Source organism: uncultured Lamprocystis sp. (assembly GCF_903933125.1).
GTDB lineage: Bacteria > Pseudomonadota > Gammaproteobacteria > Chromatiales > Chromatiaceae > Thiodictyon.
Window position 1 is genome coordinate 1 of sequence record NZ_CAIZIZ010000364.1, and the last position, 17,791, is coordinate 17,791.

The 17,791-nt window shown below is 63.3% G+C and carries 18 protein-coding genes; 4 read left to right on the top strand and 14 right to left on the bottom strand.

Annotated elements, in window-relative coordinates:
* On the top strand, nt 1-1,078 hold a 1,078-nt coding region (locus QZY03_RS18755), incomplete at its 5' end, for a ribonuclease H-like domain-containing protein (RefSeq protein ID WP_295583684.1).
* Here QZY03_RS18755 and QZY03_RS18760 read toward each other — a convergent pair.
* The 3 genes from QZY03_RS18760 to QZY03_RS18770 all read right to left on the bottom strand — a co-directional run bounded on the left by QZY03_RS18760 (nt 1,060) and on the right by QZY03_RS18770 (nt 3,077).
* The gene (locus QZY03_RS18760) at nt 1,060-1,602 is read right to left on the bottom strand and encodes a hypothetical protein (protein WP_295583685.1); all 543 of its coding nucleotides are present in this window, start codon (nt 1,600-1,602) and stop codon (nt 1,060-1,062) included. The two genes, QZY03_RS18755 and QZY03_RS18760, sit on opposite strands and share 19 nt — an antisense overlap.
* Nucleotides 1,603-1,803: 201 nt before the next feature.
* A complete protein-coding gene (locus QZY03_RS18765; RefSeq protein ID WP_295583687.1) occupies nt 1,804-2,385 on the bottom strand; it encodes a hypothetical protein in 582 nt (193 codons plus the stop codon).
* Nucleotides 2,386-2,393: 8 nt separating this feature from the next.
* The gene (locus tag QZY03_RS18770; protein WP_295583688.1) at nt 2,394-3,077 is read right to left on the bottom strand and encodes a hypothetical protein; all 684 of its coding nucleotides are present in this window, start codon (nt 3,075-3,077) and stop codon (nt 2,394-2,396) included.
* A 279-nt stretch (nt 3,078-3,356) separates the two neighbouring features.
* Between QZY03_RS18770 and QZY03_RS18775 the strand changes: the two genes are divergently transcribed.
* Together QZY03_RS18775 and QZY03_RS18780 are read left to right on the top strand one after the other, a co-directional pair.
* On the top strand, nt 3,357-4,622 hold the full coding sequence (locus tag QZY03_RS18775) for a hypothetical protein (protein WP_295583689.1): 1,266 nt from the start codon (nt 3,357-3,359) through the stop codon (nt 4,620-4,622).
* A gap of 92 nt (nt 4,623-4,714) precedes the next feature.
* On the top strand, nt 4,715-5,518 hold the full coding sequence (locus tag QZY03_RS18780; RefSeq protein WP_295583690.1) for a TIR domain-containing protein: 804 nt from the start codon (nt 4,715-4,717) through the stop codon (nt 5,516-5,518).
* An 89-nt stretch (nt 5,519-5,607) separates the two neighbouring features.
* On the opposite strand, the gene QZY03_RS18785 is transcribed toward QZY03_RS18780, so the two are convergent.
* The 11 genes from QZY03_RS18785 to QZY03_RS18835 form a co-directional block, all read right to left on the bottom strand.
* Nucleotides 5,608-6,459 (bottom strand): hypothetical protein, encoded by an 852-nt coding sequence (locus tag QZY03_RS18785; RefSeq protein WP_295583691.1) that lies wholly within the window; start codon nt 6,457-6,459, stop codon nt 5,608-5,610.
* A gap of 119 nt (nt 6,460-6,578) precedes the next feature.
* Nucleotides 6,579-7,685, bottom strand: coding sequence for a hypothetical protein (locus QZY03_RS18790; protein WP_295583692.1), 1,107 nt, complete (start codon nt 7,683-7,685; stop codon nt 6,579-6,581).
* Between the two features lie 64 nt (nt 7,686-7,749).
* Nucleotides 7,750-8,520 carry a hypothetical protein gene (locus tag QZY03_RS18795; protein ID WP_295583693.1) on the bottom strand — a complete coding sequence of 257 codons (771 nt, stop codon included), beginning with the start codon at nt 8,518-8,520 and terminating at the stop codon, nt 7,750-7,752.
* A 337-nt stretch (nt 8,521-8,857) separates the two neighbouring features.
* Nucleotides 8,858-9,094 carry a hypothetical protein gene (locus QZY03_RS18800; protein WP_295583694.1) on the bottom strand — a complete coding sequence of 79 codons (237 nt, stop codon included), beginning with the start codon at nt 9,092-9,094 and terminating at the stop codon, nt 8,858-8,860.
* Between the two features lie 71 nt (nt 9,095-9,165).
* On the bottom strand, nt 9,166-10,560 hold the full coding sequence (locus tag QZY03_RS18805; RefSeq protein ID WP_295583695.1) for a S8 family serine peptidase: 1,395 nt from the start codon (nt 10,558-10,560) through the stop codon (nt 9,166-9,168).
* Nucleotides 10,561-10,685: 125 nt separating this feature from the next.
* Nucleotides 10,686-12,707, bottom strand: a complete 2,022-nt coding sequence (locus tag QZY03_RS18810; protein WP_295583696.1) for a hypothetical protein — start codon at nt 12,705-12,707, stop codon at nt 10,686-10,688.
* 58 nt (nt 12,708-12,765) lie between these two features.
* Entirely contained in the window at nt 12,766-13,035 is a 270-nt protein-coding gene (locus tag QZY03_RS18815; RefSeq protein WP_295583697.1) for a carboxypeptidase-like regulatory domain-containing protein, read from the bottom strand.
* A gap of 15 nt (nt 13,036-13,050) precedes the next feature.
* Entirely contained in the window at nt 13,051-14,715 is a 1,665-nt protein-coding gene (locus QZY03_RS18820) for an N-acetylmuramoyl-L-alanine amidase (protein WP_295583698.1), read from the bottom strand.
* Nucleotides 14,716-14,727: 12 nt separating this feature from the next.
* The gene (locus QZY03_RS18825; RefSeq protein WP_295583699.1) at nt 14,728-15,108 is read right to left on the bottom strand and encodes a hypothetical protein; all 381 of its coding nucleotides are present in this window, start codon (nt 15,106-15,108) and stop codon (nt 14,728-14,730) included.
* 208 nt (nt 15,109-15,316) lie between these two features.
* Nucleotides 15,317-15,943 (bottom strand): response regulator transcription factor, encoded by a 627-nt coding sequence (locus QZY03_RS18830; RefSeq protein ID WP_295583700.1) that lies wholly within the window; start codon nt 15,941-15,943, stop codon nt 15,317-15,319.
* Nucleotides 15,934-17,172 carry a GAF domain-containing sensor histidine kinase gene (locus QZY03_RS18835; protein WP_295583701.1) on the bottom strand — a complete coding sequence of 413 codons (1,239 nt, stop codon included), beginning with the start codon at nt 17,170-17,172 and terminating at the stop codon, nt 15,934-15,936. The genes QZY03_RS18830 and QZY03_RS18835 overlap by 10 nt, the downstream gene beginning before the upstream one ends.
* Before the next feature lie 260 nt (nt 17,173-17,432).
* Here QZY03_RS18835 and QZY03_RS18840 point away from each other — a divergent pair, with 260 nt between their 5' ends.
* Nucleotides 17,433-17,777, top strand: coding sequence for a Uma2 family endonuclease (locus QZY03_RS18840; RefSeq protein WP_295583702.1), 345 nt, complete (start codon nt 17,433-17,435; stop codon nt 17,775-17,777).
* The last annotated feature ends 14 nt before the right edge of the window (nt 17,778-17,791 follow it).

Genomic DNA, 17,791 nt, shown 5'->3' on the forward strand with positions numbered 1-17,791 from the left:
CCATGCCACAGAAGCCCATGCCACAGAAGCCCATGCCACAGAAGCCCATGCCACAGAAGCCCATGCCACAGAAGCCCATGCCACAGAAGCCCATGCCACAGAAGCCCATGCCACAGAAGCCCATGCCACAGAAGCCCATGCCACGGGGTGGCTCTGTCTCGATACCGAGACCAGCGGACTGGCGGGCGGCACGGGCACCTGGGCTTTTCTGACCGGCTTGTTACGAGCGGATGGCAGGGAGTGGCTGCTGCGCCAATATCTGCTGACCCGGTTGGACGCGGAGCCGGTCTATCTGGATTTGCTCGCTGCCGAACTGACCAGGCCCGCCGCGCTGCTCACCTACAACGGTCGTGCCTTCGACGCGCCGCTGCTCGCCACCCGTTTCCGGCTCGCCAACCGGACGGACCCCCTGGCGGGTCTTCCCCACCTGGATCTGCTCGGTCCGACGCGGCGGGCCTTCGCCCGCCGGTGGCCGGACTGCCGGCTGGTCACCGCCGAGTCCCGTCTGCTCGGGTTTCAGCGCAGCGGTGACCTGCCGGGTGCCGCCGCCCCGGCCGCCTGGTTGGGCTGGCTGCGCCGCGGGGAGACCGCCCCGCTGGCCGCCGTGCTGCGGCACAACCGCGACGACCTCCTCTCACTGGCCGGCCTGCTCCCGGCCCTGGCCGGCGTCTATCGCGACCCGGCCGCCCACGGGGCGGACTGCCGGACGGTCGCCGCCGCCTGGCAACGCCGCGATCCGGCGCGGGCCCTGCGCATCCTGGCCGCCAATCGGCAGGACCTGGACGCCGCGGGTTTGCACGATCTGGCGCGGCTTTATCGGCGCGGGGGCGATTGGGTGCAGGCGAGCGGTATCTGGGAAGCCCTGGCGGCGCGCGGGGACGCGACCGCGCGGGCGGCGCTCGCGCGTTACTGCGAGCACCACCGCGGCGACCTGACCCGGGCCCTGGCGTTGGCTGAATCCCTGCCGCCGGGGCCTGAGCGGGAGCGCCGCCAGGCGCGTCTGCGGGTCAAGCTGGGCCGTGAGCGGCCAGCGGGTCAGATCGAACTGGCCATTGAGCCCTACTCGACCGGAACATAGTAAATCCAGGCGTCCTGGTCGACCTTCAGGTCGATCAGGCTCTGGTTGCGCACGTCCAGGTGGACATAAACCGGGGTCCCGGCCGGGACGATGATGCCGTATCCGGTCGGAAAACTGATGCTGGTGTCGGTGACGTTGGAACCCAGATAGGTGTTCCCGTTGTTGGCGCCATAGACATAGAGTCCGGGGCCGGCGTATTTCATGCGGAAAATACAGCCGTTGGAGTCATTGCCCGCGCATTGGTACATCTCCGGTCGGGTACTCACCTCCAGGTCCACGTAGAGCGCGACCTCCGCCTGCTCCGCCGCCAACACGCTGATAATCGCCACTCGCGTTGGCGGTATCCAGACACCCGCCTTGTCCACGTGGCAGATGGCTCCGCGGTTGCAGAGGCCGGTGGTGGCCTTGATCACCGCGGTGTTCAGCGGACGGATCTCAGTCGCCGAGACGGCGGAGACCGCCACGGCACCGAGCAGGAGCGGGACGGCGGTCAGGATCTTGGTCAATGGGTGACGCTGGAGCATGTTCTGTCGTTTCCTTCGTGTGATGAGCGCTGTGCGGGAGACCTGTGATGCAGACGGGTCAGGTTCAGGTGGAATTGAACCACGAGACTTCCACCGCGCCCAACCAACATCGAGCGCAGACGGTCCGCACAGCGGACCCTACGGGAACACCGCGATCTGTAGGGTCCGCCGTGCGGACCGACGACCTTAGCCGCGCTGCTGTCAGAACCCTTTGCCGCCCACCGAAGCAACCAGGGTGTCGATCTCGTCCAGATCCCGCGCCACCGCTTGCGAGCGCGCTTTCAGGTCCGTCACCGACTGATCTTCGGGTCGGATGCCGCGCAAACTGCCCTTGGTGCTGGCCACCCGCGCCTGGGCTTTGGCGAGGCGTTGGGCCTCGGCACGGTTGGCTGCCGCACCCTGGGCCTTGAGGGCGGCTCGCTGCCGTGCCAGGCGCTGCTCCAGGTCCGCGAGTCGCGCATTCGCCCGGTTCAGGTCGGAGCGTACCGCGGCCCGCTCCTGTTCCAGTTCCCGCGCCTGCGCCTTGAGCTGCTGTCCGGCATCGAGTTCGCCCTGGTAGGTGTTTTCCCGTTCGTCGACCCGCCGTTGATAGTCGCCCCCGGCGAGACCCACGATACCGCTGACGAACCCGCCCTGATGCGGGTCCGGGCTGGTCGCGCAGCCGGTCAAGCCGAGCGCCAGTCCGGCAGTCGCCATGCACAGGCCACGCGTGGGACGGCGCCAAGTCGATCGGCGGGGAAGGGCGACGGTGCCGACACCCGCTGTGTTCGGATGAATCATCATTCCGCCTCCTACGCGACAGCCACGCTGCCCGCGAGCTTGTCCAAGGTTTTGAGTTTGCTATTATAGGCTGCGAGTTCCTGCTGCATACGTCCGGTGTCGGTGCCTGGATTATCCTGCCGATACTGGCGTTCGGCACCCTGGAACATGGTCTGTTTCTCGCGTGCGCCTTTGCTCGCCTGGGCGATAACCGCCTGATTGTCGGTGATGCGGCTGCGTGTGCTCGCCACCTCGGCCTGGCTCGCCTGGCCCTTGCGATAGCGCTGCTCGACCGCGGCCAGCCGTTTCTTGTCCTCGGCAATGACCTGGCGGACGCTCGCAATCAGGTCTTCGGTTTCCTGATTGGAGCGACGGACGTCGGCAATCATCGCGTCGAGCTGATCCTCCTTGCTCGAGAACTGTTTTTGTTTGGAGGCGATGTAGGCGCCCGCGAGTCCGCCCACCGCTCCGCCGATCGCGGCCTTCAGTAACACATCCTTGGCCTCATCACCCTGAATGACCCCCCACAGGGTGCCGGCTCCGGCGCCGATCAACACCCCTTCCCAGACCGTTTTCTGGAAGGCTTTGCTTTGCTGGCGCATCCGCTGCTCGGCCGGGGTCAGTGACTCGCTGGATGCGGTCTGTGTTTGTGGTTGCGTGCCCCCGGTGATCGTCGACAGCCCGGTTGTCGCCATCCCCTTGATATCACTAGTCATCGCGCACCCGGCGGTCAACAATGCCGTTGCCAGGGTGGCGACGAAAGCACTGTCGGTCCACGCTGTCGTGAATATCCGGATGTTTGTGTGTTCTGGTGTTGGTCGGTCGGTAGTCGGTTTGCACTTGTCAGTCATGGGCGAAAACCCTTACAGTTTGTGAAGCGTGAGAACAGACGAGGAGGCAACCTAGCGTTAAGGCGGCGTTTGCTGTAGCAGCGAACTCGGCAGCTCTATTCCGAGGTCGTTAATCCGGTATCGATTACTGCTCGGGGTATCAACATGAAAACTCAACATTCGTCTGCCAGGATAGTGACTCTAGTCTCCGTGGTGGCTTGCAGCGCGCTTTTGTTGATGGCCACGACGGTTTTTGGGCAGTCGTGCTCCGCGCCACCGAACACCAGCATTTTTAATATTGCCCTATGTGTCGAAGGTGAGGTAGCCACCGTCGGTGCCAACTCGATTGCTGAAGTGTTCAATGCTGTCGATTCGAACCGCCTGACATCCCGATTTTCCGGCTACGATCAGGAGACATCGGCCGGGGAGTTTCGGATCGATCTTCGCGGGTTACCGGTAACTTTGGGGTACGCCCGCAATTCGACCGTCCTTTACTTTACTGTTCCTAGCCTCGGCATCAACGAGACCTTCGACGGCGGCACAAGGGATGCCAGCAATCAACTGCTGCGAGATTACCTCAACCAAAACGGTAACGGTAGTGGTCTTCTTGGTCAGTTGCTCGCGGTGTCGCCTGTCGATCCTTTGGCGGGAAATCCGGCGAGTCTGCAGAGCGAGATGGTGGCTGACGACTTTGCCGTGGGGGTGGATCCGGCGTACAACTCCACGGCGCCTGGAAGCTCCTTCAGTGCGGGCCTGCGTTTCGGCCGTTATGAAGTGGCTAACATCGCGCAAAATGTTTTTACTCTGCCATTATCTTATGCCTATACTTTTGCCAACTATGATAGCCTCATCGTACGGTTACCGCTGACCTACATCGAAATTCAGGGCGCTACGTCGTACCGCGGACAATTAGGACTGAGTTACAAGAAGGCAATTTTCTCCCGCTGGGCGTTGACGCCATCACTGGCTTACGGCATCGCCGGCTCCGGGGATCTCGGATCACTCGGGCATCTCCTGTCGATGTCGCTGACCAGTGATCTGCGGCTGTTTGATAACGGCCGATTCTCACTGAGCATGGGCAACCTGCTGGGGTATTACCTGACACTGCCGGTGCGCGTCGACGATGTCAATGTCGACTATGATCTGAGAAACACCATTACCCGAAACGGCCTACTGTTGTCCATGCCGCTGCAAAAGCGCTATTGGGGCAGGGAGTTCAGCCTCGATTTCTTCGTCACCGGCACCTGGTTTTTCGGCGATGCACTCTACAACGACAACTACCAGGAGATCGGCATCAGCATCGGCCCGCGGCGCTCGGCCGACAAGCTGGCACCGAACCTCGCGAGTCACCCCTTCGGTCTCGGTCTGAAATACATTTACGGGAAGGGTGACATCGACGGCTTCGAGTTGAATTTCGGCTATCGGTTTTGAACCGGTCGACCCGGCTGCCGCACCGCTGCGGCAGCGGGTCGGTATGAACTGCCCCTGTTGTGAGCAGGTTGTGAACCCGCGGGGTTGACATCGTGAAACGGGTCTTCATCAGTCATTCCAGCAAGGATGTTGGCTTTGTACTGTCCTACATCAAGCCGGTGCTGGATCAGGCTGGTGTTTTTGCCTGGTGCTCGGCGACCGACATCCCCATGGCCGCGGACTGGGAACGGCAGATTCGCAGCGCCCTGGCCCAGACCGACTGGTTCGTGGTCGTCCTCTCCCCGGACGCCCAGCAGTCCGAGTGGGTCCAGTCCGAGACGCACTGGGCGTTGGAACATCTGCGCGGTCGGGTGATCCCGGTCATGGCGCGCGGCTGCGAACCCGGTGAACTCCACCTGCGACTCGGAACCATCCAGTACATCGACTTTCGCTCCGACCCCGTCCAAGCGGCGGCGCGCCTGCTCGCCTTGGTCGAGGGTAAGGTGTCGACGCCGGAGTCCGCGGTGCGGCCGCCGCCTCAAGCGGACTTGGAGCGAACCACCATCATCCGGGAGACCCGCCAAGCCAATCTGCGGCTCTTTATCGCATTGCCGGCCGGTGCGGGTGGCGAGCGCGTGCTTCATGTCCACCGGTCGGCCACGATCGGGCGTGCGGACGACGCGGACCTGCAACTCACAGACGACTGCGTCTCCCGCAAACACGCGCGGCTCAGCGTCATCGCGGCGGATCAGGTACCCTTCGTGACCCTCACCGATCTCAACAGCGCGAACGGAACCTTCGTGAATCAGGTGCGCATTCTCTCAGAGCAGCGCCTGGCGGTCGGTGATCTGATCGAGTTGGGTAACAGTCGGGTTGAGTTGCGCGCCATCGAGGGGGCCGGCGGGTCAGGATCCTGATCCGCGTGGCGGCCGTGATCATCGTTCCGGCCGTGGACAATCGCTAGCGCAGTCCACCGAATCCCTCTGGCCGGAACGGCGATCATGGCCTAAGGAAGCAACCCGTCCAGAATCGGTTCTATGCGTCTCGCCAACTTCTCGTAGCCGCCGCCGTTCGGGTGAATCTCGTTTTGCCAATCGTGGCTGTCGCCGCGATCTTTGCGGTCGGCGCGGGTCAGGCTGTGGCGCGTATCCACCACGTGAAAAGCCGGAATATCATTGCCGCCGGAGGTCAACGCGAGGATGCCCTCGGCGAGGGCGTCGGTCAGGTAGTCCGCCACCGGAACCCAATCCGTGCTGGGAACCTCGCGGTCCTTCAATGCCGGAAAGAGCCAGGGCCCCAGGTGTCCGAAGAAAAAGCGGGCCGGAGCGTTGCGCGGGGTCGCGTAGTCATAGGTATGGGTCAGCATGGGAACGCCTCGGGCCGCGGCGCCGGGGGCATCGCGGGCGTCGGCGATCCGACGGTACCCGGTTTGAATCTCTTTGATCAGGTTGTCGAGCAGTGGACCGTCGCAGTAGTCCCGCGGACCCTGAGGATTCGCAGAACGCCGCGCCTTTGGCAGCAGAATCTCATCGGCCGCGTCGATGAGGTCATTGCCGCCGGCACTCAGCAGGATCGCATCCCAGCGCCCGCCGTCGGCGCCCATGGCCGCGCGCAACTGTGGGTTCCTCACGATCTCCGACATATGCTTGATCGTGTCCCCCGGCAGTGCGCAGCTCACAATGCGCGTCTGCTTGCGGAAGCGCAGCTCAAAGAGCAGGTTATAGGCCGGCAGGCCGCTGATCGTGAACCAGGAGTCGCCCTCAGCCAACAGGTTCTGATCGGGAAAGGATGGAAAGCCCTGGTCGTTGATGTAATCCCGCCAGGTCGCGATGGAGGGTCTGAAGGTGCCGCGTGCCATTGCTTTCTTGCTCTCAAATTGTCTTCAATGCCGACACGATGCGCTTTGCCTGGCGTGACGGCACCTGGGGTTGCTTTCGATGAGCGTATGGCGGATGCAGGTTCAACGAACTGCATCGTCTATGGTTCATGCGCTAACGGTATCATCACGACCTTGGCGTCACGTCCACAAGCGCTCGATGCGTCATCATCGCCCGCGTCGCCGTCAACGAGGACGATTGCCTGGTGGTTGAAGATCGCCAGGCCCTCCGATGAGGGAGGCAGGTTGCGATTGATAACCTCGGGGACAATGGTCGTTCCGGCCTTCAGCGCGTCCGGCGAGAACCGCCTGAGTTCAAAGGGCTGTTCTGACCCCTCGGCTTGATCCTCCGGCGGGCCGGCGATCACCCAGACCCAGCCATCCCCGTAGGCCAGGTCGCGAATACCGCGCCCGCCCATATCGAGTATCGCGATCCGGTCGAAGGAGTAGGCGCCCACTCCTTGCATGTGCATCAACACGGCAAGGTTTCGTCTGCCGTTATCCGTCGGATGTACGGGCAGCAATGGTGACCGCAGTCCGATCCACAGATCCGCCGCCGCGGTGTCGGAGAAATTGACGGCTCCCTCCGCATTGTAAGCATGCGTTTCATTACATTGCGGTTTTCCGCCGGCCTTTGCAACAACCGCATCGGCAGCCTGCTCAGCTTCGGTGATTGCCGCACAGACGGATTTGATGAGTGCCTCATCGGGTGTGGATGAGCCGAACAGGCCAGCGCAGTCGATCCGCTTGGACTCAGTTACTGTTACTGCAACAGGTGTGGTAATCAGCGTATCAATGACACCGAATCGCCTTCGGTTCTTCTTCGCTTCGCAGTCCGAGTTTCGCCCATGTGATGCGAAGACGCCGATGCCGCTGTTGGACAATGACGCCAAGGCCTCGATGTCCGATAGCTCAGTGGCATCGTCAAGAGCCAGCGGACGCTGGCTGTTGGGATCGACACCGGAACCTGTCACATCAAACAATAACAGTGCCTCGCGTATTTCATTGTCACCGACCAACAGGCATCGCCCATGCTTGTCCGGACAGTCGATAATCAACGCCGCAGAAGGCTCACACAGCGGTTTATGCCCCAAGGTCTGCGTCGCCAACGGTTGCGCGATGGCGGGCGGGGTCATGACTGCCACAAGGATGAGCGACAAGATCTTGATGCGCCTCGTTTTCACTGCCGAACAGACGAATGGATGCATATGGCTTCTCTAATAACGGCCGTCTGGAATCTGGAAGGGCACGTTCTGCAGGGCGCACGCCAGATTATGGGCCGCCGTTCTCCCGCGATCTGAGCGGATCGATTGGGGAATCGAGGATCGTCAGCAGGGCCGCGCTAGGATTGGCCGCGCGTCCCCCTGCTGGCGATAGCTCGGTATTCGCTGTCATGCCCCCCTCCTTACATGCCAGATTCTCCGCCGCCTGACCGGTCGCGATGAACTGTCCGATATCGAACTCGGAGTCCGAGGCACCCGGCGCTACGTTGTAGTCGAGTTCAACGCGCGCCAGCAACGAGGGGTAGCTGTCCGCGATGTGCGTGCCGTCAGGTTGTCGTCGATTAAGCGGAACCCATGAGAACTCTTTCCGCTTGAAGCCGAGGCTGACGCTTTCCGGCGCTGCACCCTGTACGTATCTGACGTGCAGTCCAATATTCGTCGTTGTCCCAAATATCAATACCTTTCGGTTACCCCCGTAGGGTTCTTCATCTGCGATGCCGCCGACGCAATCGAGACCGGCTGATCTGGTTGCTATCACCGCCGCTTTTCCAGTGCCATAGATCTGGCTGACCTTGGCTTTGAAGAACCCTCCGTTAGAGGCCAGCCGCGCATACACGGGGGGCACACGACCGCTTTCCGTATAGTGGGGTCCGATGACGGCCTCTTCACGGTTGTAGCCGATGTTGGCCGCCCCGGAGGTTGCATCGTAGCCGATATCCAGCGAAGTGGAAGTCACGAAGACCAGCCGTTCCTCGGAGGCACAGCCCATCAGTCCTTGCATCATGATCGTAGAAGCGACGATCTTGGCTTGAATACTCATTGCGCACTCCTCGTCGGCGTCGATAATTCTAGTGGATTACCACACACTATGGCGTTATTACGCAGATATCCCGAGCGTTCCCGGTTATACCCGAGTGAAACCCCGGTACCGGTATCCGTCGCAATGACCGCGACGCCGAGCGTCTGGATGTCAATGACCCGACCGGCGAAGGTTGATCTGTCAAGCCCGTCGATTGGCGGTACATCCAACCGCATGTTGACCATTCCGATGATCCGGTCTACCCCATTAGGGTCGGTGTAGTGAATCGCGCAACCGCTGAGCGCGATTCCGGCAGCAGCACCGACGAGAATCTGATGGGCGCCGTGGCGGCAGTACCTCATGGCTCTTGGGTGTGGTAGTCCGAACGGCTTTTCTCGACCGCTGAGACGCCCTGGACGGCGGATAGTTTTCCCAGCGCTGCGGCGGGGACCGAGCCGATCAGCACGCCGATTGCGTCCAACGACTCGGACAGGACAAACCCCTCGTTCTGGAGCTTGCCGACCACTTCGTGGAGCCGGTCCAGGTAATCGCCGTCGATCTTCACGTTGACCGCCAGGAGTTTTGTTACAGTCACGAGATGCCTCGATCAGGGTATGGTATTGCAAGGGGCCGCGCCGTGGGCCGCCGCCCTGGGGCGGCAGGGAATCACTGCGGTGCTTGCACCAAGCCGGCGCCGACATCGCGGCTTGGCAGAGCCATCCGGCGCGCATTACCGGTCAGCAACTGCCACAGTGCCTGAGCCGGTGTGCCTGGGCCCCGGGCCTCCAGCCACATCGCTGCGATACCGGCCACATGCGGGGTCGCCATACTGGTGCCAGAGAGCGAGGTATGGCCACCCTGGTTCATGGGGTAACTCGAGAAGACGCTGACCCCGGGGCCGGCGATATCGACCCCGCCGCCGTTTGGATTGATCCCGCCATCCGAGAACGGCGCAATCCGGAAGTTCGCGTCCAACGCCGCCACCGCCATGATCGAGGGGCAATTGGCCGGATGGCTCACCGGGTTCGGCGGCTCTTGGCGTCGACCGTTTGGCAAGCGGCTGTTATTGCCGGCGGCGGCGATGATCAGGGTGCCGGGGTTGGACTGTAGCGCGCTCTGGGCGATAGACTCGTAAATTTGGGAAAACGGATCGCCAGGCCGGCACCGGGCACCAAGTGACATCGAGATGACCCGACACTTGTTGGTCAGCGCCCAGTTGATGCCCGTCAGAATCGATCTGTCCGTGCCGGAGCCTTGGTTCGACAGCACCTTGCCGACGAAGATCTCAGACCCGAAGGCGCAGCCGTAGCGGCGGACGCCAGTTGGCGGCGACTTAGGCCCCATAGCGGCCCCAATGCAGTGCGTACCGTGTCCGTTTCTATCTTGGACCGCCTCGCCGGTGACGAACGATTGGCTGTTGATACTCCTTCCGGCGAAATCGGGGTGCGCCAGATCCAGGCCGGTATCCAGCACGGCCACTCGGATCCCCCGCCCACTGAAGCGCGATTGGCCGACCAGGGTGGCCTGCAGCCCCCAGGTCAGTCGTGCGCTGTCCATGGCGGCCTCTGCGAAATCGGCCCCACTTTCGCCAGGGGCCCCTGTCAGCGAGTCATACAAATGGTTCACCGCGTCCCGGTAACCCTTCAGATAATCGAAGGGGAACTCAACAGTGCCCGTGTTTTCGTGTGCGGAGATGGCGTGTATGATACGCTCCGGCTCCACGGCCAGGATCGCATTGTCGTCCGCCTCGGCGGCCAGGAGACTTCCCGCTTGGGTTGGATCAGTGTCGACCACGGCAATAGACAGTTGGTCGAGTACCAAGACCTCCGCCGCGTCGGATTCAGCCATGTCTACGGCGCCATCCTCGTAGTCCGCGGCGTTGCAAACCTGACCCAGGCCAGTCGCGGCCCTGATGATTTGGAGCCCTTCCTTCATCCCGTCCGTCTGCATGAGCACCAGGTAGCGACCAGTGAATTCACCGGGCTGTTCGCCACCGAGGTCGGGCACGGGATTGGTCGTCCGCGCTGGCGGTGTTGGGTTTGCGGCGTGTTTGCGGGCCATCAAATTTCTCCCGAAAATGATCGTTGGACTGAAAAACCAAGCATCCAGACGGTGGCGTGTCCTCTGTACCCCACCGTTCCGGGGCCCGTCGACGCACGGCTTGCGTCGCCAGTGGCGCGCCGCGCCTAGAAGATACCAAACCCCAGGTCATCATCGATCTCAACCGAATACACACCGGTCGCCAGGCCCAGTTTCTCAAACTGCGCCTTGCAGAGGGCCAGTTTGGTGCCTGGCCCGAAATCGCCATCGGCGTCGATGCCCAGCTTCTGCTGCAAGCGTTTGACCTCGTCACCTTTTGAGCCATGCCGCAGACCGGTCAGTGCCTCTTTGATCGCGTCAGTCGATGCCCCCGCGGTGCGCATGGCGGCAGCCGTGGCGGCATCGAGTCCGGTCAGCAGCACCAGATCGAAGCGCGTCCCCTCGCCATTGCCGCTGTCCAGGCCCGCCGCAGTGCGAAACTTCGCCCATTCCCCGGTGTGACCGGCACTTCCCCGATAGGAGCCCATGATCGTCAGGCACCCCAGTGAAGAGAACGTGGTGGTGCCGAAGGCCGGATGGACATTGTCTGCCGGCTTGCAGTTATCCCAGCGGTCACGGGTACTGAAGGTCACGTCGTCGCGGCTGCGCAGCACCGTGGCTTGGCCGGCATTCGCAGGGACTGGACCATTGCCGAGGCGCAAGACACCCTTGACCGTCACCGAGCCAAAATGGGTCCCCACGCAGAGTTCATAGCAGCCGGTGGGCAGCAGGTTCGCCTTGGCCCCTTGGCCGCCATTCATCAGCCGGTAGTATGACGCCACCCCGCCCGCGTTCGGTACCGTCGAGGCGGTATAGCCGCTGAGTCGCTGGTTCGTGCGATCATAGACCCCGATGACGCAGCGGAAGGTTCGATGGTCCGGGCGCGCGTCCCGTAGTGACAGCGTCGTGCGACCTTCCTGGGAGTTGCCGGACCCAACCAGCAGCGCCCCGCGCAGGGCGAATACGATTTTGCCATGGCTACCCACTTGGGGTTGGAATCGGTTTGCCGCGATCATCCGATCCAGATCCTCCGGCGTGAGGACGAAGGTCGACTTGGCCGCATCCGGGGGAAGGTGGCGATAGTCCGGATGATCCCGATCATCCCTCACCCAGGCGACGTCGGCCCGGTCGAAACTGCGGGCGCTTTCGATCACGAAGCCCGGTGACACTTCGGCGGTTTCCTCGCCTGCTCCGGGTTCCGCGAGCAATGCGTCGCGCGCGTCTTGGGTCAAGGCATCCAGCGCGTCGAAGAGTTCGGGCGCGTCCTCGTCCTGCTGTGCCAACTCCAGCACCGATGCGGTGGTCGGGATTGCACCCATGGTACGGACCTCGGCCACCGAGAGGCGAGGCGTTGCTCCCAGGCCGCGCTCAAAGAGCTTGGCCTCGTCCTCGCGGCGGGCCAGCAGGCCGCTCAGTCCCTGGTCCTGCCAGATTCGCTTCATGTCGCGCAGATGTCGCGGAATCTCCCCCAGGCTGGCGCTGGTGCCCCGTTCAATCGCCTGGCGGATCGCCCGCATTTCCTGATACCGATCTCCGGCCTTGCGGAACGATGCCCCGCGGTTGAACACCAGGCTGACCAAGGCGCCGAGACAGTCGCCGTGCAGGCCGGCATCGGCCAGACCCAACAATTCGGGCAGGCGCTCGAAGGTCAGGACGGTAAATTTGGGCAAGGTGGTTGCATCGAAGACATCGAGCGCGACCCCCCAGGGGATACGAATGTGGTCGACCCGCCCGAGTGCCGTCCGGGCGGATGGGCCAGTCAGTCCGATGGTGCGCCCCAACAAGGCGACGTCGGACGCGCTCAGATGGCGTCCCCAATCATTGCGGAAATCACTCTTCGCGTTATAGCCAAGGTCATAGCCGCAGCCGATGGTGACCCCGGACGCCCCGCCCGGCCAAATGGGCCGCTCGGCGATGACGCGGTTGTAGTAGTCCTTGCCGCCGGTCTCGTAGCGAACGATCAATTCGCGGCTGCGTAGCGAGAGTCGTGCGACCAGCGCATCCGCTGGCGACGGTGCGGCCTGGGCACCGAGTTCGGGGGCGAGCCCGGTCATGAGTTGCGAGCCCTCGCGGTACCCGAGCAGCGGATAGACCTCATCCGGGAAGGACAGGGTTTCGTCGTTCGACATGGCTTTGCTCTCCGCCAGCGTGGCAGTTGATCACACGACAGCAACAGATCAGGAATTCCTAAGTGCGACCGGCGCCGATGGCGATTTCAACATCCACGGTGGCGTCGTCCGCACCGATGCTGAACTCGGTTTCGCCTTGCAGGTCGGCGGCGCGTGCCCCCAGGCGGTAGGTGCCGAGGGCCGTCACGGCGTTCAAGATGAAGGTGCCGTCCGCGCCCGACAGCAGGGCGATGTCGGGCAGGCTCGCCGGGGCCTGTACAACAAAGACAGCGACCCCCTCCACGGGGCGCCCCGCGGCGTCGATGACCCTGCCGCGAATGATCCCCATGGCGGCGTGGCCTCCTCAGACCTTCCAATGGTTGAGGTTCGTATAGACCGGTGCCGAGATGCGCGTCCCCGAGTTGGTGGTCGCACCGCCATAGGCATGCACGCCAACGGCGATTCGGTCACCACCCTTGATCACATAGACCGCCGCCCCGCTCTGACCACCCGCCGTATCGGCCTCATAGAACAGCTTGTTCGGTGTCACCGAAGCGATCTTACGCTTGTCATACCACTGGGTTCCCCCCGGCTTGTCCGCCGGGTAGCCGGAAATATTGGCCTTGGCCGCTTGCAGCGTGGCATCACTGAACAGGCCAATCCCGAGGTGACCGACCCTGGTGCCGAGATCAGTCGGGATGATGATCGCGGCATAGTCGTAATTTTGGTCACCGGCATCGGTCCAGCCCTCCACACTCCAGAACTGGGTGGCGGTCACCATCCCGAACGGCAATTCGTCGCCGTTGCGCCCCGGCATCACCTGGATGCTCTTGACCCAGCCGTCGCGGCCCGGCACTCCACTGTGCGTGATATAGACGCAATGCCCGGCGGTCACAAGGGTTCGCGGGCCAATGAACCAGGCCGTGCCGACCCAACGGGAATTGTCCCGGGCAATGATCAGCAGTGAGGCATGCACGCGCCATGGGAAGGTGCTGGTCTCAGTGATCGGGATGCGCTCATCCGTTCCGTGTACAGACTCTGTGGTGAACTCCGGCTTCTCTGCGCTGGAAGCCGGTTCACCGAAGACCAAAGAAGCCGCACCGATATCGGCGAGTTTTGAGGTATCGGGTACGACCCAGCCGATTTCGGCGGTGAGTGCCATTCTGGCTCGCGCGACGGACTCCTCGTCTACATCGATCGCGCCTGATGCACCGTCCTCGTCTCCCGCCGAGGACGGCTGGAATTGCTCTGCAAATGCCTCTGCCGTCTCGCTGCCGAAATTGTTGACCGGTGTATGCGGGCCGGCGGGTTGGGCTGACTCCTCGTCCAGCAATGCCGATTCGCTCTCCGGTTCGCTATCAGAATCGACCACGGCGTGGTCCGGCATGGTGCTCTCGAACGCTGCCAGTTCCGCTTCCGACTCCGGGATCTGCGCAAAGACCTCGGCGATGCCAACGCTCATCATCGCCTCGCCGGTATCGAACTCGACCCCCATCAGGAGAGCGACCTCGGCGTCCGTATAGGCGGGATCCCAGTGCGTATTCTCCGGGACTTGGGAGTGCCCGTAGTGGCCGCCAAGACTGTTCCAGTTGGCCGCGTTGCGGTTATGACCGCCCGGGTCGTGACCGTTGGTGGATGGCTTCGGCAGCCCATTCGGCCAGTCACGCGGCACGCCATGCTCCCCCTCGATCCAGCGACAGAGCTTGGCCACATTCAGCAGGGTGGCCCTGGATTTGGCCTTCCCGGCAAAGCCGACGACTTCGATCTGAATGGCCGAGTCGCGATTCGTCTGAACCCCGCCACTGGCGTTTCGTAGCGACCGTGCCGCTTTATTGGTATCGATATGCTGATAGATCGTGGCACTGTCGACCGTGAAGTGGGGGTCTGACCTATTGTTCTCGAAGGCCGCAAAGGCGCCCGCTGCAGACGGCCCTTCGGTCGTGTGGTGCACGATCTTGAATGGCCCCCCGGTATAGGACCCGACAGCGCCAGAGATCGGCTTCTGGGTTGCGAAAGGACACTTGGCCACGGTTGCCTCCACTCAGGGCTGAAACAGAATGAAAGGCCCGGCGGTGCCGACGGGCTGCTTTGCGAGGTCATTTTGGATGGCCACCACGGTCCCGACCACATGCTTGCCGCCGGTAATGAAGAATCCGCGGATCTTGTATACCGCGGAGAGTCCCTCGCCAGTCAGCTCGATGCCCTCTGGAAGATTTTCGAGGGCCGCCGTCACAGCCCCGGTGACGTTGAGGGCAACACCCGGTGCAAATGTGAGCGTGCCGGTCACTTGGCCGCTGCCGTCGGTCGTGACCTCAAGTACGCCTGGCGGAGCCCATAGGGCTGCGATCTGTGGCGGCGTTGTTGCCGTACCTGGTTGGGGGCAGAAGCTCCAACAAGACCATTTACCGTTCAAAGCGGCCATCGTCGCTCTCCGTGGTTTGCGAGTAAGGTGCGACCTCGTTGTCACCAATCTTTGGCGCAGTCGCATCGTAAAGATACGATGGAGCAGCGAGTCTTACAGTGGAGATATCGACTGACATTGCTGTAAGCAAAAATACTGACAAGCAATGCTTCTGGTCGCCGCGCCGCGCCGCGGCACGCTGCGGAGCGCGCGCGTGCGCAGCCCCGCCTCACCCCAACATCCCCCCCTGCACCGCATACCGCACCACATCCGCCACGGAGTGCAGCCCCAGCTTGTGCATCAGCCGGCTACGGTAGGTATCCACGGTGCGGGGGCTGATGGCGAGGAGGCGGGCGATCTCCTTGCTGCTATGGCCCAGGGCGACCAGGCGGAGCACTTCCCGCTCGCGGTCGGACAAGGCGGGATGCGTCTGGCCGTTGCGCTGCAGGGCGCGCAGCTTGGCGCGGATGGAGGGGCTGACGAAGGTCCCGCCGGCGGCGATGCTGCGCACCGCCAACACCAGGTCCTCGAAGGAGTTGTCCTTGAGGACGTAGCCGGCCGCGCCTGCCTCTTGGGCTTCCAGCGCGGCGGCGGGGTCGTCGTGCATGGTGAGCAGCAGGCAGCGGGTGTCGAGCGCGGCGGCCTCGACCCGGCGGGTGATCTCGATGCCGGTGGCCTGGGGCATGGAGAGGTCCAGGATGGCGATGTCCGGTTGGTGCGCCGCGATCATGCTCCAGGCGGCCGCGCCATCGGCGGCCTGGCCAAGCAGGGCGATGTCCGGCTCGGCCTGGAGCAGGGCGGCGAGGCCCTGGCGGACGATGGCGTGGTCTTCGGCGAGGATGACGCTTACGGACACAGGATGGGGTCCTTGGTCAAGGGAACGCAAATCCGTACCGTGGTCCCCTTGCTGGGGCTGCTGCGCACGCACGAGCGGCCGTGGACGCCGGCGGCGCGCTCCCGGATCATGCACAACCCGAGCCCCGCGGGACCTGCGCCGGTGGGGTGGGTGTCGAAGCCCCGCCCGTTGTCGCTGATGACCAGGATCAGCCGGTCGTTGGTACGCACCCGCAGGAGGACGTCGATGCGGCTGGCGGCGGCGTGGCGCACGGCGTTCGATAAGGCCTCGCGGAAGGCGAGGAAGCATTGTTCCTTAACCTGATCGTCCAGGGTGAAGGCGCAGTCGGCGGCGCTGACCCGGATACTGATGCCGGTGCGCTGGGCGGTCTCGTTGCACTGATGGCGGATGGCATCGAGCAGCGACAGGCGCTCCAAGAACAAGGGCCGCAGTTCGCAACTGACGGCGCGCAGTTCCCGCAACGCCTCGCCGGCCTCATCGATCAGCCGATCCAAGAGCGCGACCGGCACCGTCGCTGCGCACTCGGCGAGCGTTCGCGCCTGCTTGAGGCCCAGGTTGAGCGCCTGCATGGTCTGACCGACGCCGTCGTGCAGGGTTGCCGCCAGGTGTCCGCGGGCCTCCCGCTCGGCATCGTTGCGCAGGCGGCGCAGCTGTTGGGCTTGTGCGTCGCGGGTCCGTACCGTCTGGATACCGAAAGCAAGGTCGTCGGCCAACTCGGCGAGCAAGGCCACCTCCGGCGCGTCGAAGGCGTCGGGCATGTCCGCGAAGATGCTGAAGTTGCCGAAGGGTGCCTGGTCGGCCCGCAGGGGCAGTGCGATCATGGAGCGATAGCCCTGGCCCAAGGCCGCGTCGGCCCAGGGGGCGAGGGCGGATGGGACGGACAGGTCGCGCAGGACGACCGGTGCCCCGGACTCGCAGGCGACACGGCAGGCACTGCGTCGGTCGCCGACGTTGGCGCAGGCCAGGACCGCGGCGGCGAAGGTCGCGTCGCCTCCGCCCGCATGGCTCGCCAAGCGGAGCAGCGCCCCGCGACGCTCGCCGGCGTAGCCGACCCACGCGAAGCCGTAGCCGCCAACCTCGACCAGGTTGGCGCAGAAGGCATACAGGAGCGCACGTTCGTCCAAGGCGCGGGCGAGGCTGCGATTGCAGCGGGAGAGCACGGCGTGAGTGCGGCCCAGGCGGCGCAGATCCTCCTGCGTCCGGCGGCACTGCGAATGGCTGTCGGTCATTTCGACCAGGTGTTCGATCCTGCCCCGGGCGCCGATGACATCAGCGCGCCGGGGCGCCTGATCGAGTGGGTTTGGAAGCCGTCTTGGTCCATCGCGATACCGCGCTTGATTGTTGTTGAAGTCTGCGCAAGAGTGTCGGTTAATGTACTCGAATCAGGGGGCGGCAGAAAGGGCAGGCAGGCCCTTCAACCCGTTGACGGTTTACCGAGGATCAAACCATGAGCACATAGCCGCAGCCACGCCTCACACCGCAGGACTATCTGGCCTGGGAACGCCGGCAGGACACCCGCCACGCGTTTTTCGACGGCGAGATTTTTGCCATGACCGGGGCCAGCCGGGAACATCACCTGGTATGCGGAAATACCTTTTCGGCACTCCATGCGCACCTGCGTGGGACGCACTGTGAGGTCTATAACAACACTATGCGCGTCAAGGTCAGCGAAACCGGTATGTACACCTATCCGGACATCGTGGCGGCCTGCGCAGACCCGCAATTCGAGGACGCGGAAGTCGATACGCTGCTCAATCCGGTGTTGATTATCGAAGTGCTGTCCGGTTCCACCGAGCAGTACGATCGCGGCGCCAAGTCCGGTAGGTTGGGGTGAGGAACGAACCCCAA